Annotated in this window: 14 protein-coding genes; 8 read left to right on the top strand and 6 right to left on the bottom strand. The window is 73.4% G+C overall.

The genetic code is table 11. The features are described from left to right. Positions 1-11: 11 nt before the first annotated feature. The 5 genes from ACIQLL_RS10390 (at position 12) to ACIQLL_RS10370 (ending at position 7,552) form a co-directional block, all read left to right on the top strand. A complete protein-coding gene (locus tag ACIQLL_RS10390) occupies positions 12-956 on the top strand; it encodes a carbohydrate ABC transporter permease (RefSeq protein WP_402466458.1) in 945 nt (314 codons plus the stop codon). A 77-nt stretch (positions 957-1,033) separates the two neighbouring features. Beyond that, the gene (locus tag ACIQLL_RS10385) at positions 1,034-1,894 is read left to right on the top strand and encodes a carbohydrate ABC transporter permease (RefSeq protein ID WP_402467400.1); all 861 of its coding nucleotides are present in this window, start codon (positions 1,034-1,036) and stop codon (positions 1,892-1,894) included. Next, positions 1,891-4,410, top strand: a complete 2,520-nt coding sequence (locus ACIQLL_RS10380) for a glycoside hydrolase family 2 protein (protein WP_402466456.1) — start codon at positions 1,891-1,893, stop codon at positions 4,408-4,410. The genes ACIQLL_RS10385 and ACIQLL_RS10380 overlap by 4 nt, the downstream gene beginning before the upstream one ends. Beyond that, entirely contained in the window at positions 4,407-5,411 is a 1,005-nt protein-coding gene (locus ACIQLL_RS10375; RefSeq protein ID WP_402466453.1) for a glycoside hydrolase family 113, read from the top strand. The genes ACIQLL_RS10380 and ACIQLL_RS10375 overlap by 4 nt, the downstream gene beginning before the upstream one ends. Further along, a complete protein-coding gene (locus ACIQLL_RS10370) occupies positions 5,408-7,552 on the top strand; it encodes an alpha-galactosidase (RefSeq protein ID WP_402466451.1) in 2,145 nt (714 codons plus the stop codon). Before ACIQLL_RS10375 ends, ACIQLL_RS10370 begins: the two co-directional genes overlap by 4 nt. Here ACIQLL_RS10370 and ACIQLL_RS10365 read toward each other — a convergent pair. The 4 genes from ACIQLL_RS10365 to ACIQLL_RS10350 all read right to left on the bottom strand — a co-directional run bounded on the left by ACIQLL_RS10365 (position 7,539) and on the right by ACIQLL_RS10350 (position 13,595). Continuing rightward, positions 7,539-8,930, bottom strand: a complete 1,392-nt coding sequence (locus ACIQLL_RS10365; RefSeq protein ID WP_402466448.1) for an aminoglycoside phosphotransferase — start codon at positions 8,928-8,930, stop codon at positions 7,539-7,541. The genes ACIQLL_RS10370 and ACIQLL_RS10365 overlap by 14 nt on opposite strands. A gap of 14 nt (positions 8,931-8,944) precedes the next feature. Beyond that, the gene (treS, locus tag ACIQLL_RS10360) at positions 8,945-10,732 is read right to left on the bottom strand and encodes a maltose alpha-D-glucosyltransferase (RefSeq protein WP_402466446.1); all 1,788 of its coding nucleotides are present in this window, start codon (positions 10,730-10,732) and stop codon (positions 8,945-8,947) included. Then, positions 10,729-12,792 carry an alpha-1,4-glucan--maltose-1-phosphate maltosyltransferase gene (locus ACIQLL_RS10355; protein ID WP_402466443.1) on the bottom strand — a complete coding sequence of 688 codons (2,064 nt, stop codon included), beginning with the start codon at positions 12,790-12,792 and terminating at the stop codon, positions 10,729-10,731. Before ACIQLL_RS10355 ends, treS begins: the two co-directional genes overlap by 4 nt. Positions 12,793-12,857: 65 nt before the next feature. Beyond that, positions 12,858-13,595, bottom strand: a complete 738-nt coding sequence (locus ACIQLL_RS10350; protein ID WP_402466440.1) for a TetR/AcrR family transcriptional regulator — start codon at positions 13,593-13,595, stop codon at positions 12,858-12,860. Between the two features lie 79 nt (positions 13,596-13,674). On the opposite strand from ACIQLL_RS10350, the gene ACIQLL_RS10345 reads away from it, so the two are divergent. Next, the gene (locus tag ACIQLL_RS10345; protein ID WP_402466438.1) at positions 13,675-15,129 is read left to right on the top strand and encodes an MFS transporter; all 1,455 of its coding nucleotides are present in this window, start codon (positions 13,675-13,677) and stop codon (positions 15,127-15,129) included. A 27-nt stretch (positions 15,130-15,156) separates the two neighbouring features. Here the strand turns inward: ACIQLL_RS10345 and ACIQLL_RS10340 are convergent, their stop codons facing one another. Together ACIQLL_RS10340 and glgX are read right to left on the bottom strand one after the other, a co-directional pair. Beyond that, entirely contained in the window at positions 15,157-16,857 is a 1,701-nt protein-coding gene (locus ACIQLL_RS10340) for an FAD-binding dehydrogenase (protein WP_402466435.1), read from the bottom strand. Between the two features lie 79 nt (positions 16,858-16,936). Then, complete coding sequence (gene glgX / locus ACIQLL_RS10335; RefSeq protein ID WP_402466433.1) at positions 16,937-19,174, bottom strand: glycogen debranching protein GlgX; 2,238 nt, start codon at positions 19,172-19,174, stop codon at positions 16,937-16,939. A gap of 175 nt (positions 19,175-19,349) precedes the next feature. On the opposite strand from glgX, the gene ACIQLL_RS10330 reads away from it, so the two are divergent. Both ACIQLL_RS10330 and ACIQLL_RS10325 read left to right on the top strand, forming a co-directional pair. Further along, positions 19,350-20,153 (top strand): electron transfer flavoprotein subunit beta/FixA family protein, encoded by an 804-nt coding sequence (locus ACIQLL_RS10330; protein ID WP_402466431.1) that lies wholly within the window; start codon positions 19,350-19,352, stop codon positions 20,151-20,153. A 14-nt stretch (positions 20,154-20,167) separates the two neighbouring features. After that, on the top strand, positions 20,168-21,157 hold the full coding sequence (locus tag ACIQLL_RS10325) for an electron transfer flavoprotein subunit alpha/FixB family protein (protein WP_402466429.1): 990 nt from the start codon (positions 20,168-20,170) through the stop codon (positions 21,155-21,157). Positions 21,158-21,282: the final 125 nt, after the last annotated feature.

Below are 21,282 nucleotides of genomic sequence, written 5' to 3'. Positions count from 1 at the left end.
GGAGGACCGCCATGGCGACGGTCTCGTCCCCGGTCCGTGGCGCCGTCCGCGCCTCGGCCACCCCACCCCCGGCCCCGAGACGGCGCGGGCCCGGCCGCGGCTGGCGCATCACACCGTGGCTGTTCCTGATCGCCCCGCTCGGCCTGCTGATCCTGTTCACCTACGTGCCCGTGGCCAACATGGTCTGGTACAGCTTCACGAGCTGGAACGGGATGGCCCCGGTCAAGGAACCCGTCGGGCTGGACAACTACGTGCGGATCTTCACCGACCCGGACATGTTCACGGTGTTCCTGGTGAGCCTGTACTACCTGGCCGGCGCGTTCCTGCAGCTCGCGCTGGCCCTGTACTTCGCGACCGTCCTCAGCTTCCGCACCCGCGTGCGGAACCTGTTCAAGGGGATCATCTTCTTCCCGTACCTCATCAACGGTGTCGCGATCGGGCTGGTGTTCCTGTTCTTCCTGCGCCCGGGAGGGACGCTCGACGCCCTGCTCGGGCTCGTCGGGGTCGCCGAGCCCCCGCAGTGGCTGGGGGACCCCGACCTGGCGAACGTCTCGCTGGCGACCACGAGCGTGTGGCGCTACATGGGACTGAACTTCGTGCTGTTCCTCGGGGCGATCCAGTCGATCCCGAACGAGCTCTACGAGGCCGCGGACCTCGACGGGGCGACGAGCTGGCAGAAGTTCCGGTTCATCATCGCTCCCGGCATCAAGCAGGTGATCGGCCTGACGACGATCCTGGCGATCTCGGGCTCGCTGGCGGTCTTCGAGATCCCCTGGATCATGACCGGCGGCGCCAACGGCACCACGACGTTCGTCATCCAGACGGTCCAGCAGGCCTTCGAGTTCAAGAAGTTCGGCCTCGCCTCGGCCATGGCCGTCGTGCTGCTGCTGATCGTCCTGGCGATCACCTGGATCCAGCGCCGGATCTTCCCCGACGAGAAGGTGGACCTGACGTGACCACGACACCCGACGCCCCGGTGCTGCCGGGATCGGCGGACGCCTACCCCGGTCCGGGCCCGGTGGAGGGCACCGTGCTGCGGTTCCGCCGAGCCCTGCGCGCCCTGCACCCGCTCCTCGGACCGGTGGCCACCACCGCGAAGTACGCCAGCCTGGTGGTCGCGTGCGCCGCCGCGCTCATCCCGCTGGTGACCGTGTTCATGGCGGCCTTCAAGACGAAGGAGGAGTTCGCCACCTCGGACCCGCTGACGCCTCCCCAGCACTGGACGAACCTCGACAACTTCGTCACCGCGTTCGTCCAGGGCGGGATGATCCGCGGGTTCGTCAACACCTCGGTCATCCTGGTCGTCGCGCTGGTGGGCACGATCGTCATCGGCACCATGACGGCCTACGCCGTCGACCGGTTCGACTTCCGGGGCCGCCGGCTGGTGATGGGCGGGTTCCTGCTGGCCACGCTCGTGCCCGCCGTGACGACCCAGGTGGCCACCTTCCAGGTGGTCAACGGCCTGGGCCTGTTCAACACCCGGTGGGCCGCGATCGTGCTGTTCATGGGCACCGACATCATCTCGATCTACATCTTCCTGCAGTTCATGCGGGGCATCTCGCGGTCGCTCGACGAGGCCGCCATGCTCGACGGCGCCAACCGCCTGACCATCTACGCCCGCATCATCTTCCCGCTGCTGCGCCCTGCCATCGCGACCGTCGTCATCGTCAAGGGCATCGCGATCTACAACGAGTACTACATCCCGTTCCTGTACATGCCCTCACGCGACCTCGGCGTCGTCTCGACCTCCCTGTTCCGCTTCATGGGACCGTTCGGGGCGCAGTGGGAGGTGATCTGCGCCGGGGCCGTCCTCGTGATCGTCCCGACGCTCGTCGCGTTCCTGCTGCTGCAGCGGCAGATCTACAACGGCCTGACCTCCGGAGCCACCAAGTGACCCACACCGCACCCCGTCCCACCCGTGAGCTCGACGCCGGCTGGAGCGTGCGCGCCGTCGCCGGACCCGTCCCGGCGCACCTCGCCGACGTGCTGGCCGCCGGGATCCCGGCCACCGTGCCGGGCACGATCCACACCGACCTGCTCGCCGCCGGACTGATCCCCGACCCCTACCTGGACGACCACGAGCGTCTGCTGCAGTGGATCGGCCGCTGCGACTGGGAGTACGCCACCACCTTCCGGCGCTCGCCCGGCCCCGACGACGAGCGCACCGAGCTCGCCCTCGACGGCCTCGACACGGTCGCCACCGTGACGTTGAACGGCACGGAGGTGGCCCGGACCGCGAACCAGCACCGGTCCTACCGGTTCGACGTCACCGAGACGCTGCTCGACGGCGACAACGTCCTGACGGTGCGGTTCACGGCGCCCGTTCCCTACGCCGACGCGCAGAGCCTCGCGCTGGGACAGCGGCCGCAGGTGAACCACCATCCCTTCAACGCCGTGCGCAAGTCGGCGTGCAACTTCGGGTGGGACTGGGGGATCGACGCCGCGACCGTCGGCATCTGGCGTCCCGTCCGCCTCGAGTCGTGGCGCGGTGCCCGCCTCGGTGCGGTACGAGCGGTCCCCACCGCCGACCTCACCGGTACCGAGGCGCTCGGCCGGCTCACGGTCCACGCCGACGTCGTCCGCTCCCCGGGCGCGCTCCTGGAGGTGACGGCACGCGTGACCGGCGCGGGCGCGGACGTGCACGCCACCGTGACGGTCCCCGCCGGCAGCGCCTCCGTCGTCGTGCCCCTCGAGGTGCCCGACGTCGCCCTGTGGTGGCCGCGCGGGTACGGCGCGCAGCCGCTCTACGACGTCGAGGTGACGGTGACCGGCCGGGACTGCCCGGCCGGTGACGTGCTGGACCGCTGGAGGACGCGCACCGGTTTCCGGTCGGCCGCTCTGGCGATGGAGCCCGACGACGACGGGACGTCGTTCACGCTGCTGGTCAACGACCGGCCGGTGTGGGTCAGGGGCGCCAACTGGATCCCCGACGACGTCTTCGCCCCCCGGGTAGACCGGGACCGCTACGCGCGGCGGATCGACCAGGCCGAGCAGGCCGGGATCAACCTGCTGCGCGTGTGGGGCGGCGGCCTCTACGAGTCCGACGACTTCTACGAGCTCTGCGACGAGCGCGGCGTGCTGACCTGGCAGGACTTCGCGTTCGCCTGCGCCGCCTACAGCGAGGACGAGCCGCTGCGCTCCGAGGTGGAGGCCGAGGCACGGGAGCACGTCGCCCGGCTGGCGCCCCACCCGTCGCTGGTGCTGTGGAACGGCTCCAACGAGAACGTCTGGGGCGTGCGCGAGTGGGGGTGGGAGCCGCTGCTCGTCGACAAGACCTGGGGCCTGGGCTACTACACGGACCTGCTGCCGCGGATCGTGGCCGAGGTCGACGGCACCCGGCCCTACACGCCGTCGAGCCCGTGGTCCGGGACGCTCGACGTGCCCCCCAACGATCCCGACCACGGGTCCATGCACTCGTGGGACGTGTGGAACCGGCTCGACTGGACCCGCTACCGCGACGACGTGCCGCGGTTCATGGCCGAGTTCGGCTGGCAGGCCCCGCCGGCATGGTCCACCCTCACCCGGGCGGTCTCCGACGACCCCCTGACCCCCGAGTCGCCCGGCATGCAGGTGCACCAGAAGGCCATGGAGGGCAACAAGAAGCTCTCGGTGGGGCTGGCGCCGCACCTCGCGGTACCGGACGACATGGACGACTGGCACTGGGCGATGTCCTGGAACCAGGCGACGGCGGTGCGCACCGCCGTCGAGCACCTGCGCTCGTGGTCACCGCGCTGCTCCGGGTCGGTGGTCTGGCAGCTCAACGACTGCTGGCCCGTCACGTCCTGGTCCGCCGTCGACGGCGACGGACGGGCCAAGCCGCTGCTCTACGCCCTGGGCCAGGCGCACGCCGACCGCCTCGTGACCGTCCAGCCGCGGCCGGCCGGACTGTCGGTCGCCGTCGTCAACGACACCGACGAGCCGTGGGGCGGCGACCTCGTCGTGCGCCGGCTCGCGTTCGACGGCACCGAGATCGCCGGCGCGAGCCTGCCCGTCAAGGTCGAGGGACGCGGCGCCGAGACGCTGACCCTGCCGACCGACGTCGCCACGCCGGACCACGAGGCGGGCGAGCTCGTCGTCGCCGAGCTGGACGGGACGCGGGGCCTGTGGTTCTTCGCCGAGCCCCGTGACTCCGCCCTGCCGGCGCCGCGGTTGCGCACCGCCGTCGTCCCGGCGCCCGACGGCGGCCTCAGCGTGCAGGTCGTCGCCGACACGCTGGTGCGCGACCTCACGCTGCTGGTCGACAAGGTGCACCCCGACGCCTGCGTGGACGCCCAGATGGTCACGCTGCTGCCGGGCGAGACCGTGGAGCTCGCCGTGCGGGTGCCCGACGGCGTCACGGTGGACCGTGCGGCGCTGACCGCCCCGCACGTGCTGCGGTCGCTCAACCAGCTCGTCGCGGGTGCGCGATGACCGCGGCGGGTCCGGCGGCGTCGCCGGGAGCTGCCGAGGTCCCGGTGGTGCCGCTGCCGGGTGGCCCGGTGCTCGGCATGACCTGGGGCTGGACGGGCGTGCGCGGGACCTGGGCCACCCCGGAGTCCGAGCGGTCCCTGGACGCCATGGTGGCCGAGCTCGCCACCACCTGGACGGCGGTGACCTACGCCGCCGTCCAGGCCACCGCGCAGTCCACGCGGATCCCGTTCCGCGAGGCCCCGGCCCTCACCGACGACGAGGTGCGCTGGGCGGTGCGCGCGGCGAAGGCGCGGGGGCAGCGGGTGTGCCTCAAGCCCGTGGTGAACGTCGCCGACGGGACCTGGCGCGCCCACATCGGGTTCCTCGAGCCGGACGTGCCGAACGAACCGACCTGGGACCGGTGGTTCGCCTCCTACACCGAGTTCGTGGTGCACCACGCCCGCATCGCCGCGCAGGAGGGTGCCGAGATGTTCTGCGTCGGCTGCGAGATGGTGCGCTCCGACCCGCACGCCGAGCAGTGGCGGGCCGTGATCGCCGCCGTGCGCGAGGTCTACGACGGACTCGTCACCTACAACTGCGACAAGTACCAGGAGGACCGCCTGACCTGGTGGGACGCGGTGGACGTGATGAGCGCGTCCGGGTACTACCCGCTGGGCGGGTGGGAGGCCCAGCTCGACCGCATCGCGCCCGTCGTCGCCCGGGAGCGCAAGCCGTTCTTCTTCATGGAGACCGGCTGCCCGAGCCGCACCGGCTCGGCCGCGCTGCCCAACGACTGGACCCTGCAGGGCCCGCCCGACGGCGGCGAGCAGGAGGCCTGGTACCGCGACATGCTCGCGGCGACGTCCGCCCGTCCGTGGGTGCAGGGCTGGGTGCTGTGGGACTGGCCGGCCACGCTGTACGCCCGGCAGGACGCCGCCGGGAACGACGACTACTGCCCGTCCGGGAAGCCGGCGGCCGAGGTGATCGCCGCGACCTACCGGCGGCTCGGGGGCACCGCATGATCCACCTGCGTTCCGGCGGGGTCAGCCTGGTGCTGGCCGTCACCGACGACCGGCTGCCCGTCGTCGTGCACTGGGGCGCCGACCTCGGTGCCGTCGACGGCGCGACGCTGGCCGAGCTGCGGCGCGCGTGCGCCCCGCAGCCGTTCGGGTATCCCGTCGACGGTGCGATGCCGGTCTCCGTGCTGCCCGAGGCGTCGTCGGGGTGGCCCGGCGTCCGCGGCGTCTCCGGCCACCGCGGCGGGGCGTCGCCGTCGACCCGGTTCGTCGTGACCTCCGTCGCCGAGGCGCCGCGTCCGGCGCCGTGGTCGGCCGGGGTGGTGGTGGACGCCGCGGACGACGCCGCGGGCCTCGGCCTGCGACTCGAGGTCGAGCAGGCGCGCAGCGGCCTGGTCCGGGTGCGTGCCGTCGTCACGAGCACCGGCGCCGGCACCTACGACCTGACCGGGGTGCTGCCCGCACTGCCGGTGCCCGCGCGTGCCGCCGAGCTGCTCGACCTGACGGGGCACCAGCTGCGCGAACGCTCCCCGCAGCGGCTCCCGTTCGTCCACGGCACCCACGAGCGCGGCGGCGCCCGCGGTCGGCCCGGGTTCGACAGCGCCTTCCTGCTGTGCGCCGGCGAGCCGGGGTTCGGGGCCCGGTCCGGTGAGGTCTGGGGCGTGCACGCCGCCTGGTCCGGCAACCAGCGCATGCTCGCCCAGCGCACCCCCCACGGGGTCTCCCTGCTGGCGGCCGGAGAGGCCCTCGACCCCGGCGAGGTGCGGCTCGGGCCCGGGGAGGCCTACACCTCGCCGTGGGCCTACGGCACGTACGGCGTCGGGCTCGACGACGCCGCCGGTCGCGTGCACGACTGGCTGCGCGCCCGCCCGCAGCATCCCCGCACGCCGCGGCCCGTGGTGGTCAACACCTGGGAGGCCGTCACGTTCGACCACGGCACCGACCGGCTGCGGGCGCTCGCCGACGCCGCGGCCGAGGTCGGGGCGGAACGGTACGTGCTCGACGACGGCTGGTTCGGCGCTCGCCGTGACGACACGGCGGGGCTGGGGGACTGGGTCGTCTCGCCCGAGGCCCACCCCGACGGGCTGGGGCCGCTGGTGGACCACGTGCACGCCCTCGGGATGGACTTCGGGTTGTGGGTGGAGCCCGAGATGGTCAACCTGGACTCCGACGTCGCGCGGGCGCACCCCGAGTGGATCCTGACGGCCGCCGGCGGGCGTCCGCCTCGCGAGGGCCGGCACCAGCACGTGCTGAACCTCGCCGACCCCGGCGCGTACGCCCACGTGCGCGACCAGCTCGACGCGCTGCTGGACCGGTACCCGATCGCCTGCCTCAAGTGGGACCACAACCGCGAGATCGGGGAGGCGGGCCTGCCGCCGTCGGGCCGCGGCGCCGTCCGGGCCCAGACGCTCGCCGTCCACCGGTTGATGGACGAGCTGCGTGAGCGCCACGAGGGCCTCGAGATCGAGACCTGCGCCTCGGGCGGCGCCCGGGTCGACCTGGAGATGCTGCAGCGCACCGACCGCGTGTGGGCCTCCGACTCCACCGACGCCCACGAGCGCGTCGGCATCCAGCGCTGGACGTCCCTCCTGGTGCCGCCGGAGATGATCGGAGCCCACGTCTCGGCACCGGTCGCCCCGACGTCGGACCGGGCGCTGCCGCTGGACTTCCGGTGCGCCGTCGCCCTGTTCGGGCATCTCGGCATCGAGTGGGACGTGACCGCGGCGCTGCCGCAGGACCGGGATCGGCTCGCCGAGTGGGTCGCGTACTACGTCCGGCGCCGCGGGCTGCTGCACTCCGGCCGGGTGGTGCACGCCGACGTCGCGGACCCGGCCTACACCCTGCACGGCGTCGTCGCGCCCGACGGCGGCGAGGCGCTGTACGCCTGGGTGTGCACGGCGTCGTCGGAGTCCTGGCCGCCCCCGGCCCAGCGGTTGCCGGGCCTGGACCCGGACCGCACCTACCGGGTCGCGCTGGACGGCCCGATCACCACGACGGAGGGCGTCGCGGCCCGCTGGGGCGTCCCGGTGCCCTGGATCGAGGCCGGGGGCGTCGAGCTGCCCGGACGGCTGCTCGGGGAGGTGGGCCTCGCCCTGCCGGTGCTGTTCGCCGACCGGGCGGTCCTGCTGCGGGTCAGTGCCTGCTGAAGACCCGGTCGACGGCGTCCAGGGGGATGCCGAGCCAGTGCGGGCGGTGGTGGTTCTCGTAGACCACCTCGTACAGCGCCTTGTCGAGCACGAGCGCGTCCAGCACGAGCGCCGCGGTGTCGTCGTCGAGTCCCGAGGGCGGCGCCGCGGCCCGGTAGGCGTCGAGGAACGCCCGGGCCGCCTCGGCCTGCCATGCCGCGGGCTCCGTGGCCCCGCCGACCGCCGCGGCGTAGTCGAAGGACCGCAGCATCCCGGCGACGTCGCGCAGCGGCAGGTCCGGGGCGGTGCGCTCGGTGACCGGTCGCTGCGGCTCGCCCTCGAAGTCGAGCACCTTCCAGTCGGCGTCGCCGTGCAGGGTCTGACCCAGGTGCAGGTCGCCGTGGACGTGCTGGGTGGCGACGGGGTGGGTCAGGGCCGCCAGACGGCCCTCGAGCTGGTCCAGGATCGCGGCCACGTCGTTCGCGCGCTCGCCCAGCGGGGGCACCTCGCCGACGGCGCGGTCGGCACGACGGCGCAGCCCCGCCACGAACCCGCCGGCGTCCAGCGACGGTCCGGGCGGCAGGACGCGACCCATCCGCTCGTGCAGCTCGGCGACCAGCCGGCCCAGCGCGGCGGCGTGGCCCGCGAACGACTCGTCCCGGCTCGCCAGGTCGCAGGCCAGCTCGAACCCGTCGACGGCGTGGGGGACCAGCTCGGACAGGATGGCCAGGTGCAGCGGGACGCCGTCGCCGGGGTCGACCTCCAGGGCTCCGAGGAACCGGGGCACGCCGTCCCACCCGTCCGCGGTCAGGGCCGCCGGCACGACGACGTCCGGGTGCGGCCCGTCGGCGATGGTGCGCAGGATCTTGAGCATCCCGCCCGACCCCTGCGGGGAGGGCACGCCCGGCAGGATCACCGACGTGTTCGACTGCTCCCCGGCGAGCACCCGGGCGCGTTCGGTCAGCTCGTCCGCGTCACCCTCGATCCCCATCGCGTGCAGCAGGGTGACCCAGCCCGTGGGGTTCGCCCCGCCGTCGTGCACCGCGACGTCCCCGGCGGCCGTCGTGACCGTGCCGATGTGGCCGAGGCTGACGTGCTCCGGGTCGGACAGCACCAGGGGCACCTGGGCGAGGAGCTCGCCGCCGGGCAGCGCGGGGCCGGTGAGCCGGACCAGGAGCAGCACGAGGTGCGGCTCGGACGCGACCGGCGTGCCGGCGTCGGCCACGGGACCCGCTCCCGGTGCACCCTCCTCACCGCCGTCGTCGAACGTCACGGCGAGCCACGGTTCGACGCGGACGTCGTCGGAGCCGGGGAACCAGCGCTGCGTGGGCAGCCAGGCGGCCAGGAGCTCCCCGACGCTCGGGTCGGGCACGGCGTGCTGCACGGCGACGTCGATCATGGCGGTCGTCCTCCTCAGGAGTCGGTCACGCTGTCGTCGTCCGGCGGGGTGGCCACCAGCCAGTAGAAGTCCCGGGACCCCCACGAGAGCTGGACGGACCCGTCCGGGCCCACGGCGGGGAACCGGCCGCCCCCGAAGAGGTCCGTGAGCGACCAGCCGGCGAGCTCGGGCACCGAGATGGTGGCCGACCGCGCCGTGGTGGACAGGTTCGCCGCGACGAGCAGGGTCTCGTCGTCGGTCCGCGTGAACGCCAGGATGGCCTCGTCGTCGACCTCCTGCGCGGCGAAGGCGCCCGTGCCGAACGTGGGGTGCAGGCGCCGGACGGCGAGCATGCCGTGCACCCAGTGCAGCAGCGAGGTGGGCTGGGCCAGCTGGGCCTCGACGTTGGCGTGGTGGTAATGGTTCACCAGCGACTGGTTGAGAGGCAGGTACAGCTTGCCCGGGTCGGCGGTGGAGAACCCCGCGTTGCGGTCCGGGGTCCACTGCATGGGCGTGCGCACGGCGTCGCGGTCCGGCAGCCAGATGTTGTCGCCCATGCCGATCTCGTCGCCGTAGTACAGGCACGGGCTGCCCGGCAGCGAGAGCAGCAGCGCGTGCGCCAGCTCGGTCTCCTTGCGCGAGTTGTCCAGCAGGGGCGCCAGCCGACGGCGGATGCCCACGTTGGCGCGCATGCGCGGGTCGTGCGCGTACCACCCGTACATCGCGGCGCGCTCCTCGGTGGAGACCATCTCCAGGGTGAGCTCGTCGTGGTTGCGCAGGAACGTGCTCCACTGCCCGCCCGGCGCCGGGATGTCCGGGGTGTCCGCCAGGATGTCGAGGAGCTGGTTGGCGCGCTGGTCGCGCAGCGCGTAGAAGATGCGCGGCATCACCGGGAAGTGGAAGCACATGTGGCACTCGGGCGCCTCGGCCGTGCCGAAGTAGTGCACCACGTCGTGCGGCCACTGGTTGGCCTCCGCGAGCATGATGCGCCCCGGGAACTCCGTGTCGATCATCTCGCGCACGCGCCGCAGGAAGTCGTGCGTCTGCGGCAGGTTCTCGCAGTTGGTGCCCTCCTCCTCGAACAGGTAGGGCACGGCGTCCAGCCGGAAGCCGTCGACCCCGGTGCGCAGCCAGAACCGGGTCACCTCCAGCATCGCCTCGGCGACCTTCGGGTTCTCGAAGTTCAGGTCCGGCTGGTGGTTGAAGAACCGGTGCCAGAAGTACTGGCGGCGCACCGGGTCGAACGTCCAGTTGGAGGTCTCGGTGTCGACGAAGATGATGCGCGCGTCCTGGTACCGCGTGTCGTCGTCGGACCACACGTAGAAGTCGCCGTAGGGGCCGTCCGGGTCGGACCGCGACGACTGGAACCACGGGTGCTGGTCGCTGGTGTGGTTCATCACCAGGTCGATGATGATGCGGATTCCCCGCGCGTGGGCCGCCTCGATGAGCCGGCCGAAGTCCTGCAGGTTGCCGTACTGGGCGGCGACCGCCGTGAAGTCCGCGACGTCGTACCCGCCGTCGCGCAGGGGCGAGGGGAAGAACGGCGGCAGCCACAGGCAGTCCACGCCCAGCCACTGCAGGTAGTCGAGACGGTCCATGATGCCGCGCAGGTCCCCGGTGCCGGCACCCTCGGAGTCGGTGAAGGCCCGCACCAGGACCTCGTAGAAGACCGCCTTGCGGTACCAGTCCGGGTCGTCGCTCAGCCCCGGCTTGGGCAGGGGCGGCGGCTCCGGCTGACGCCGCGGCGGCAGCGCCTGCACCGGGATCTGCCGGGTGATGGGACGGGGGACGTCGACGCCGCCGGCGTTCACGGAGGCGTTCATGCGGCCGTCACCCGCAGCACGTGGGCGACCTGCACCTGGGGGTCCAGCCGCACGTACGGATGCCTGCCCCAGGGGTAGGTGGCCCCGGTGAGCTCGTCGTGGACCGTGAAGAACGGCTGGTCCTCGACGTCGTCGGGTGCGGTCAGGCCGAGGGCGTCGACGTCGAGCAGCACGGTGGACTCCTGGGGCCGGTGCGGGTCGAGGTTGGCGATCACCAGCACGACGTCGTCGCCGGTGGCACCCGGACGGCCCGCGGCCGGCAGGTGCTCGGCACGGACGCGCCGGGAGTAGGCCACCACCTGGTCGTTGGTGGTGGGGTGGACCGTGAGGTTGCGCAGCTGCTGCAGGGCCGGGTGGGCACGCCGGATCGCGTTGAGCGTGCCGAGCAGCATCGAGATGCCGAGGTCGTCGGCGCGGGACCAGTCGCGCGGGCGGTACTCGTACTTCTCGTTGTCGATCTGCTCCTCGACGCCGGGCCGCGGCACGTTCTCCACCAGCTCGTAGCCGGAGTAGATGCCCCAGGTGGGGCTCCCGGTCGCGGCGAGGACGGCACGGACCGCGAAGCCGGCGGCACCGCCCTCCTGCAGGTAGGGCGGCAGGATGTCGTGGGTGGTGGGCCAGAACGCCGGGCGCATCAGCGCTCCCTGCTCGCCGGAGACCTCGGCGAGGTACTCCTCGATCTCCTCCTTGGTGTTGCGCCAGGTGAAGTACGTGTAGGACTGGTGGAAGCCGATGCGGCCGAGCGTGGCCATCATCGCGGGTTTGGTGAACGCCTCGGACAGGAAGATCACCTCCGGGTTCGTCGCGCGGACCTCCGCGAGCAACCACTCCCAGAAGTCCAGCGGCTTGGTGTGCGGGTTGTCCACCCGGAACAGCGTCACGCCGCGGTCGATCCAGGTGCGCACGATCCGCAGCACCTCGGCGGACAGCCCCTGCGGATCGGTGTCGAAGTTGAGCGGGTAGATGTCCTGGTACTTCTTGGGCGGGTTCTCGGCGTAGGCGATGGAGCCGTCGGCACGGACCGTGAACCACTCGGGGTGCTCGTGCACCCAGGGGTGGTCGGGCGAGCACTGCAGCGCCAGGTCGAGCGCCACCTCCAGGCCGTTGTCGTGCGCCTCGGCCACGAACGCCTTGAAGCCCCGCTCCGTCCCCAGGTCGGGGTGGATCGCGTCGTGGCCGCCGTCGGGCGAGCCGATCGCGTACGGGCTGCCCGGGTCGCCCGGCTCGGCGCCGAGGGTGTTGTTGCGGCCCTTGCGGAACGTGGTGCCGATCGGGTGGATCGGCGTGAGGTAGACGACGTCGAACCCCATCGCGGCGATCGCCGGCAGCCGCTTGGACGCCGAGACGAACGTGCCGGACCGCCAGGTCCCGTCGCGCATCTGCGTCGCTCCCTCGGAGCGGGGGAACATCTCGTACCAGGAGCCCGCCAGGGCGAGCCGCCGGTCGACGCGCAGCGGGTAGGTCGCGCTGGGCGTCATGAGCCGGCGCAGGGGGATGCGGTGCAGGGCCTCGACGACGGCGTGCTGGGTGGCCATCGCCAGGCGCGCCTCGGGCGGCCGCGTGGTGTCGGCGAGCTCGCGGGCGACGTCGGCCAGGAGCTCGGCGTCCTCGGGGGTCCGGCGGCGCTGGAGCTTGCGGGACACGATCTGCTCGAACAGCAGCGCCCCCTCGGCGAGCATGAGCTCGACGTCCTGGCCGGCCTCGACCTTGATCGTCGCGTCGTGCGCCCAGGTCGTGTACGGGTCGGACCAGGCCTCGACCCGGAACGACCAGTCGCCCGTGCTGTCGGGCTGCAGGAAGCCGCGGAACCGGTCCAGGCCCGGCGCGACGTCGACCATCGGCGCCCACGAGTGCACGCGCTTGTCGGGGCCGAACAGCACGGCCGTGGCGGAGACGGCGTCGTGGCCCTCGCGGAAGACGGTGGCCTCGACCGGGACGACCTCGCCGGGGGTCGCCTTGGCAGGCCAGCGGCCCCCCTCGACCACGGGGCCGACCTCGAGCACGGGGATGCGGCCGATGGGATGGGGCGGTGCGGGCTGCGGGGGCGTCACGACCCCCACGCTAGCCAGCCCCGGCGGGGTCTGCGCGACAACATGCCCGGAACGACCCGTTCAGCCCTCGTGCGCTACGGCGTGTCGCTCGGGCCGCTCTGCTGTCGCAGGCCGGCCAGGAGCAGGTCGAGCCCGGCGCGGAACTGCTCGACGTCGTCGTGCGTCGCGAACTCGTCCGCCACATGGTGCACGAACGGGAACTCGTCCGGGTCGAGGGCGAGCAGCTCGTCGCGGAACCCTGCGACGTGCTGGTCGAGGTCCACGCGTCCCTCGCGCACCTCGGCCGGCGGGTCCTGACCGCGGTCCGCCGCGACGCCGACGACGTAGGCCATGACGGCCGAGACCGCGTCGAACCGCTGCCGCGGCGTGAGGTCGAGGCGCATCGTCTGACGCCCCATGCGGTCGTAGAGGCGCAAGCCGTTCGGCTGCGTGCCGGCGTCGCGCAGGAAGTACGCCCCGAGCCACGGGCGGTGCACGGTGGCGGCGTAGAAGGCGAGGGCGATCTGTCTCATGTCCGCCACCGGGTCGTCGGAACCCACGTCCGCCGTGTCGTCGAGCACGGTCTCCAGGACCATGTCGGCCGCACGGCCCAGCAGCTCGTCCTTGCTGGAGACGTACCAGTAGATCGAACCGACGCCGCCGCCGAGCCGGGCGGCCAGGGCCCGGAACGTGAGCGCCGGCTCGCCGGCCTCGTCGAGCAGGGCCACCGCCGCGCCGACCACGGTGTCGAGGGAGTGGGAGGCACGGCGGCGGCCGTCCCTGCCCCGCGCGGGGCGCTGTGACCGATCGCTCACGCCGTCGTCCGTCCGCATGCCTTGCATCCTACCGAACGGCGTTCTAGTTTATAGAACGTTGTTCGGTAAAAGAACCATGTTCGAGAGGAGATCGGCCATGACCGCTCTCACCGCTGCCGCGCCCCCGCGGACCTACCCGTCCCTGCGAGCCGCGTGGCTCCCGATGCTGGCGCTCTGCCTGGCCTTCTTCGTGGAGATGGTCGACAACACGCTGCTCACGATCGCGCTGCCCACGATCGGTCGGGACCTGGGGGCCGGGACCACCGCGCTGCAGTGGGTCACCGGCGCCTACTCGCTCACGTTCGGCGGACTGCTCCTCACCGCCGGATCGGCCGCCGACCGGATCGGGCGCCGCCGGGTCCTGCTCTGGGGGCTCGCCGCGTTCGGTCTGGTCAGCCTCGGCGTGGTGCTCGTCGAGACCCCCGGAGAGCTCGTCGCGCTGCGCGCCGCGCTGGGCGTCGCCGCGGCCGCGACGGCGCCGATCACCAACTCGCTCGTCTTCCGGCTGTTCGAGGACCAGGCGCTGCGGATGCGCGCCATGACCGTGATGATCGTCGTCGGCATGAGCGGTTTCGTCCTCGGCCCGCTGCTGGGGGGCACCGCGCTCGCCCACGTCGGCTGGCAGTGGTTGCTGCTCGTCAACGCGCCGGTCGCGCTCCTCGCCTGGATCGGTGTCCGCGCCGGCGTCGCCGCCGACGACCCGGCCGGCCTGACGACGGACCGGCTCGACCTGGCCGGGTCCGTGCTGAGCATCGCCACGATCGGGCTCGTCTGCTATACGGCGACCAGCGGCGTGGAGCACGGGTGGAGCTCGCCCTGGACGGGGGCGTGCGGCGCCGGCGCGGTGCTCGCCCTCGTCGCCTTCGTGCGGCACGAACGCCGGACCGCCCAGCCCATGCTCGACCTGGCGGTCTTCCGCAGCGGCGTCGTCCGCGGTGCGAGCATCGCCCAGGCGGGTACCTCGATCGCGATGGCGGGCCTCATGTTCGGCCTCATCCTGCACTTCCAGTACGCCGACGGGTGGAGCCCGGTGCGTGCGGGGCTGGCCAACCTGCCGATGATCCTCACGATGGTGCTGGCCACGCCGCTGTCGGAGGCGCTGGCCCGGCGGTTCGGTCACCGGGTCGCATGCCTCGTGGGGGCGGCGCTGCTGGCCGTCTCGCTGGGCGGCATCGCGTGGGGCGTCGAGCTCGGGTACCTCACCATCGCGATCTTCATGGTGACGTTCACGATCGGACTGCGCACCGTCATGACGATCTGCGCCGTCGCCCTGGTCGACGCCATGCCCGAGAACCGCACCTCGTTGGGTGCGGCGCTCAACGACACGGCGCAGGAGGTCGGCACGAGCCTCGGCACCGCCGTCGTCGGGACGCTCCTCGCCGTCCTCGTCACCGCGGCGCTGCCCGCCGGGACGTGGAGCACCGAGCTCGTCACGTCCTTCTTCCACGGCGAGCGGATCGTCTACGCCCTGCTCGCGGTGGTCGTCGGCGTGGTCGTCGCCGGTGGCGCCCTCACCCTGACCGGCTCGCGCTCGACCGAGGAGCAGCACTGACCCGCACGGCCGGGCCGGGTGCCCGGCTCAGCCGAGGTCGGCGGCCAGCGCGCGCCCGGTGACCCGCCCGGTGTGCAGGCAGCCGCCGAGGAACGTCCCCTCCAGCGCGCGGTGCCCGTGCACGCCGCCGCCGCCGAACCCGGCGGCCTCACCCACGGCCCACAGGCCCTCCAGCACGGTGCCGTCCTCGTGCAGGGCCCGGCCGGACGGGTCGCACCACAGCCCGCCGAGCGTCTTGCGGGTCAGCACCGACAGCCGCACCGCGAGCAGCGGACCGTCCTTCGGCGTGGTCAGCGGCCGCGGCGGGGAGACGCGGATCATCTTGTCGACCCGGAAGTCGCGGGCGGCCCGGGTGGCCACGACCTGCGGGTCCTTGCCCAGCCCCGAGGCCACCTGGGCGTCGCGGGCGCGGACGACGGCGGCCAGCCCGGCCGGGTCGACGTGGCCGCGGGACCCCTCGGTCGCGTCCGTCAGCGCGTTCATCCTCCCGGCCAGCTCCTCAGGGGTGTCGGCCCACAGGAACTCCGGTGACTCCCGCGCGAACCGCTCCACCGGGCCGACGGCCCCGGGCAGCACCCGCTGGGCGAGCAACCGGATGTCCTTGCCGGTGAGGTCCGGGTTCTGCTCCGAGCCGGACAGGGCGAACTCGGAGTCCATGATCGCCTTGTTGAGCACGAACCAGGAGTGGTCGTCGCCGCGGGCGGTCACGTGCTGCAGCGCGCCGAGGGCGTCGAACCCGGGGAAGAGGGGAGCGGGCAGCCGACCGCCGTCGGCATCGAGCCACAGGGACGACGGCCCGGGCAGGATCCGGATGCCGTGGTTCGTCCACACCGGCGAGTGGTTGGCGATTCCCTCGGGGTAGTGCCACATCCGGTCCTCGTGCACCAGGGCGGCGCCGGCGTCGGCGGCGTGGCCGAGCATGAGGCCGTCGGTGGAGTCGGGCACGCCGGAGAGCATCCGGGCGGGCAACGTGCCGACGGCCGGGTTCCAGCGTGCGCGCGCCACCTCGTGGTTGGCCCCGATGCCGCCGGAGGCGACGACGACCGCCCCGGCGCTCAGCTCCTCGGTGCCCACCACGTCGCGGGACGACGGCGCGCCGCGCAGGGCGCCGTCGTCGGCCAGGATCTCCGTCCGCACCCCCGTGACGCGGCCGTCCGTGGTGACCAGGGCGGTCGCCCGACGGCGGAACCGCAGGTCGAGCAGACCCGCGGAGCGGGCCTCGAGCGCGGCGGTGACGAAGGGCTGGAGGATCGCCGGGCCCGTGCCCCAGGTGACGTGGAAGCGCGGCACGGTGTTGCCGTGGCCCGTGCCGTGCGCGGGGCCGAAGGCGTACCCGCCCCGTTCGGCCCACTGCACCAGCGGGAACCAGCGCACCCCCTTGGCGTGCAGCCAGGACCGCAGGTCGCCGGCCGCCGCCTCGACGTAGTGCTTGGCCCAGGCGTACCCGTGCCGGTCGGGGCCCGCGCCGTCCTCCGCGCCGGGCGCGAACCGGGCCGACCCGAGCCAGTCGGACCAGGCGAGCTCGGCCGAGTCGTGCACCCCGAGGCGGCGCTGCTCGGGGGAGTCGACGAGGAACAGCCCGCCGAACGACCACCAGGCCTGTCCACCGAGCGAGGCCTCCGGCTCCTGGTCGAGCAGGATCACGCGGCGCCCGGCCGCCGTGAGCTCGGTCGCGGTGACCAGGCCCGACAGGCCTGCCCCGATGACGATGACGTCCGCGTCTGCCATGGGCGCAGTCTGGCAGACGGCGCCCCGATGTCCCAGCGATGCCGGCCGGTCGGTCCCGGGGCGGGCGCGGGCCCCGCCGTCAGCGGCGCGCCACGAACACCTCGACGCTGAGCGACTCCACGAGCGCGTGCCCGGGTGCCTCCTCCTCGTCGGCCTGCTCGGGGCCCTCGGGCGAGTCCCAGGTCGAGCTCCACACCCGCTCCCACGTGTCCGCGCCGTCGAGCAGCGCGGGCAACGTCACCTCGACGTCCTCCAGCCCGCCGTGCAGGACGCACAGCACGTCCGCCTCGGTCTCGTCCGGACCGGGCCGCAGCATCTGGATGACGCGCCGGCCGTCCACGGCCCAGGCGGCACGGTCCATCTCGGCACCGGTCTCGTCGTACCAGAGCAGGTCGGGCAGCTCCTCGTCGGGCCGGGGCGTGCCCAGGAAGAACGACTCGGCCCGCAGCGCGGCGTGCTCGGCCCGGAGCCCGACGAGGTACCGGGCGGTGGCCAGCAGCTCCCGGCCCGAGACGTCGAGGTCCCAGTCCACCCAGGACAGCTCGGAGTCCTGGGCGTAGGCGTTGTTGTTGCCGCGCTGCGAGCGCCCCATCTCGTCGCCGGCGGTGATCATCGGGGTGCCCGCGGCCAGCAGCAGCGTGGCCAGCAGGTTGCGCTGGGAACGGCGGCGCAGCGGCACGACGGCCGACCACGGCTCGGTCGTGGCGTCGTCGCCCTGCGGTGCATGGCCCTCGACGCCGTGGTTCCAGGAGCGGTTGTCGTCGGTGCCGTCCCGGTTGTCCTCGCCGTTGGCCTCGTTGTGCTTGTGGTCGAACGAGACCAGGTCGGCCAGGGTGAAGCCGTCGTGGGCCGTGACGTAGTTGACGGACGCGACCGGTCCCCGCATCAGGGGCGGGTCCGAGTGCCCGAACAGGTCCGCCGAGCCGGCCAGCCGGGTGGTCAGCTCGCGCAGGCCGTGCATGGGCCCGCTGTGGGAACCGGCCTTCGGGGCCTCCAGCCAGAACGACCGTGCCGCGTTGCGGAAGCGGTCGTTCCACTCGGCCATCGGGGCAGGGAAGCGGCCCGTCTGCCAGCCGCCGGGCCCCACGTCCCACGGTTCGGCCACGAGCTTGAGCCCGGACAGCACCGGGTCGGTCTGCAGCCCCACGAGGAACGGGTGGTCGGGGGTGAAGCCGTCGTGGTCACGCCCCAGGGTGACGGCGAGGTCGAACCGGTAGCCGTCCACGCCGACGACCTCGGCCCAGTAGCGCAGCGAGTCCAGGGCCATCTGCACCACGCGCCACCGGCGGAAGTCGAGCGTGTTGCCCGTCCCGGTGACGTCGGCGAGCGCGGCCGGGGTCCCGCCGTCGTGCAGGTAGTAGAGCGTGTTGTCCAGCCCGCGCCACGACAGGTCCAGGGCGTCGTCGCCGCCCTCGCAGGTGTGGTTGTAGACGACGTCGAGGATCACCTCGATGCCGGCGGCGTGCAGCAGGTGGACCATGCCGCGCACCTCGTCCAGGACGGCGTGCGGGCCGGCCTCGCGCGCCGCGGCGGTGGCGTACGCGGCGTGCGGGGCGAAGAACCCCATCGTCGAGTATCCCCAGTAGTTCGTCAGGCCCCGCCCGGCCAGCCAGGGCTCGGCGGCCGAGGCGTGGATCGGCAGCAGCTCCAGCGTCGTGACGCCCAGGGACGTCAGGTGCTCGATCACCGCCGGGTGGGCCAGGCCCGCGTACGTCCCGCGCAGCTCGGGGGGCACGTCGGGGTGCTGCAGCGTCAGCCCCCGCACGTGCGCCTCGTAGACCACGGTGTCCGCCCAGGGCACCCGGGGGCGCGTCAGGGGCGGGGCGTCCGGCAGGTCGCCGATGACGACCGCGTGGGGGACGAACGGCAGGGAGTCCTGCGCGTCCGGCCCGCCGTCGTCGTCCGCCCCGCCGCCCAGGGTGGCCGGGACGTAGGCGAGGTCGCCGCGGTAGCCGCGGGCGTACGGGTCCAGCAGGAGCTTGGCCGGGTTGTGCCGCATCCCCGCCGCCGGGTCCCAGGGGCCGTGCGCCCGGAAGCCGTACCGCTGCCCGGGGGCGACGTCGGGCACGTGGCCGTGCCAGACGCCGTACGTCGGTCCGTCCAACGGGACGCGGCGCTCGGCGTACCGGTCCGGGTCGTGCGCGTCCTTGGCGTCGTCGACGACGTCGACGAGGCACAGGTCGACGCCCGTGGCGTGCGAGGCGAGGACGGCGACGTCGACCCCGCCGTCGGGCGTGGTGCGGACACCGAGCGGAGGCACGTGGCTGCGCGTCCGGGTGGGGCGGGTCAGCGGTGTCACCTTGGGCCGGGAATCCATGCGCCCATCCTGCCTTCCGGCTGCGACGGCGACGAACGCACGCGCCGCGGGCTGCGACGACACCGTCGCGCGATGCGGACGGGGGACCGGACGCGCTCGCGCGGCGAGTAGGCTCGCCCCAGGCGGCTCCGGCCGCCGTGGTCATCCGTCGAGCACCTGGATCGGAAGGTTCCCCGTGCGCATCGCCGTTCTCGTGAAGTACGTGCCGGACATCAACGCCGAACGGAAGTTCGCGGACTGTCGCGTCGTGCGCGACCCGGCCGAGGGCACGCTGAACGAGCTCGACGAGAACGCTCTCGAGGCCGCCCTGCGCCTCGTCGAGGCGCTGCCCGACGACGAGCGCGAGGCCAGCGAGGTCGTGGCGCTCACCGTGGCCCCCGCCACGGGGGACATCGCCCTGCGCAAGGCCTTCCAGATGGGTGTGGACCGCGGGGTGCGGGTCTCGGACGACGTGCTCGCCGGCTCGGACTACTTCGGCACGACGGCAGCACTGGCGGCCGCGGTGCGGCGGCTCGCGTCCGAGGCCCCGGTGGACCTGGTGATCACCGGGATGGCGGCCCTGGACGGCCTGGGCTCGGTGGTGCCGGCGCTGCTGGCCGCCGAGCTCGGACGCCCCGCGCTGACGTTCGCCAAGTCGGTGTCGCTGACCGACGGCACCCTCGAGATCACGCGAGAGACCGACGAGGCCACCGAGACCCTGAGCGCACCCCTGCCCGCGGTGCTGTCCGTGGCCGACACCGCCAACACGCCGCGGTTCCCCAACTTCAAGCTCATCATGGCCGCCCGCAGCAAGCAGATCGAGGAGTGGACGGCCGCGGACCTCGGGCTCGACGCCGCCACGGTCGGCGCGGCCGGCGCGCGCACGGAGACCACCCAGGCGGCTCCGCGCCCCGAGAAGCCCGAGGTGGAGCTGGTCCAGGACAAGGGCTCCGGCGGCCGGGCGCTCGCCGAGTACCTCATCCGCAACGAGCTGGTCTGAACGGAGTCGTCACGATGTCTGAGCCCACCGTCAACCGCACGGTCCTGGTCCTGCTCGACCCCGCCGGCGAGGTCCGCCCCAGCGTCCTGGAGCTGCTGACGATCGCCCGGTCGCTCGGCCGCGTCGAGGCCGTCACGCTCGAGGCGCCGAGCGTCGAGGCACTGGCCCTGCTCGGCACCTACGGCGTCGAGACCGTCCACCAGGCCGAGCTGCCGGCCGAGGTCCGCGGTGACGCCCGCCACCTGTCCGCCGTCGTGGCCACCACCCTGGCCGCGGCCGTCCGGCTCACCGACGCCGACGTCGTCCTGGCGCCCTCGACGTTCGCCGCCAAGGAGGCGGCGGCGCTCGCGGGCCGTGAGCTCGACGCCGGGGTCGTCATCGACGCCGCCGGGGTCGCCGAGGACGACGAGGGCCGCATCGTCGGCACCAAACGAGTCTTCGCCGGCGCCTGGGACACCTCCAGCCGCGTCACCACGGACGTGGCCGTCCTGACCGTCCGGGCCAACGCCGTCGTCCCGCAGCCCGCGGACGCCGCGGTCACCGCGGAGGTCGAAGGGTTCGCCGTCGCCGTGGAGGGTGTGCTGCCGGCAGTCACCCAGCGGACCGCGACGGTGCGCGACTCCGACCGTCCGACGCTCGAGGAGGCCGCGATCGTGGTGGCCGGCGGGCGGGGCACCGACGGCGACTTCGGGCCGGTGCAGGACTTCGCCGACGCCCTCGGTGCGGCGATCGGCGCCTCGCGCGACGCCGTCTTCGAGGGCTGGTTCGACCGGTACGTCGGGCAGACCGGCGTCACCGTCGCGCCGCGGCTCTACGTCGGCGCGGGGATCTCGGGCGCGCCGCACCACCGCGGTGGCATGCAGGCGTCGCAGGTGATCGTGGCGGTCAACTCCGACCCCGAGGCGCCGATCTTCGAGATCTGCGACTTCGCCGTCGTGGGCGACCTGGCCGACGTGCTGCCGCAGGCCGCCGAGGTCATCCGCGCCCACAAGGCCGCTCAGTAGGTCCCGACCCGGCCACCCACCCCTGTCGCGCCGAGATCGACGTACCCGTACCGAGATCGACGTACCGTGCGTCGATCTCGATACGGGTACGTCGATCTCGCCGTGCGCCGTGCGCCGTGCGGCGC

This window comes from Isoptericola aurantiacus, from assembly GCF_044769875.1.
GTDB classification, from domain to species: domain Bacteria; phylum Actinomycetota; class Actinomycetes; order Actinomycetales; family Cellulomonadaceae; genus Isoptericola; species Isoptericola aurantiacus.
This window is presented reverse-complemented; position numbering and strand designations above follow the sequence as displayed.

What these genes read in the sequence shown, in the direction of transcription:
- ACIQLL_RS10390 (WP_402466458.1), top strand. Translation starts at nt 12, where the DNA reads ATGGCGACGGTCTCGTCCCCGGTCCGTGGCGCCGTCCGCGCCTCGGCC.
- treS (WP_402466446.1), bottom strand. Translation starts at nt 10,732, where the DNA reads ATGAACGCCTCCGTGAACGCCGGCGGCGTCGACGTCCCCCGTCCCATC.
- ACIQLL_RS10370 (WP_402466451.1), top strand. Translation starts at nt 5,408, where the DNA reads ATGATCCACCTGCGTTCCGGCGGGGTCAGCCTGGTGCTGGCCGTCACC.
- ACIQLL_RS10340 (WP_402466435.1), bottom strand. Translation starts at nt 16,857, where the DNA reads ATGGCAGACGCGGACGTCATCGTCATCGGGGCAGGCCTGTCGGGCCTG.
- ACIQLL_RS10375 (WP_402466453.1), top strand. Translation starts at nt 4,407, where the DNA reads ATGACCGCGGCGGGTCCGGCGGCGTCGCCGGGAGCTGCCGAGGTCCCG.
- ACIQLL_RS10345 (WP_402466438.1), top strand. Translation starts at nt 13,675, where the DNA reads ATGACCGCTCTCACCGCTGCCGCGCCCCCGCGGACCTACCCGTCCCTG.
- ACIQLL_RS10365 (WP_402466448.1), bottom strand. Translation starts at nt 8,930, where the DNA reads ATGATCGACGTCGCCGTGCAGCACGCCGTGCCCGACCCGAGCGTCGGG.
- glgX (WP_402466433.1), bottom strand. Translation starts at nt 19,174, where the DNA reads ATGGATTCCCGGCCCAAGGTGACACCGCTGACCCGCCCCACCCGGACG.
- ACIQLL_RS10325 (WP_402466429.1), top strand. Translation starts at nt 20,168, where the DNA reads ATGTCTGAGCCCACCGTCAACCGCACGGTCCTGGTCCTGCTCGACCCC.
- ACIQLL_RS10350 (WP_402466440.1), bottom strand. Translation starts at nt 13,595, where the DNA reads ATGCGGACGGACGACGGCGTGAGCGATCGGTCACAGCGCCCCGCGCGG.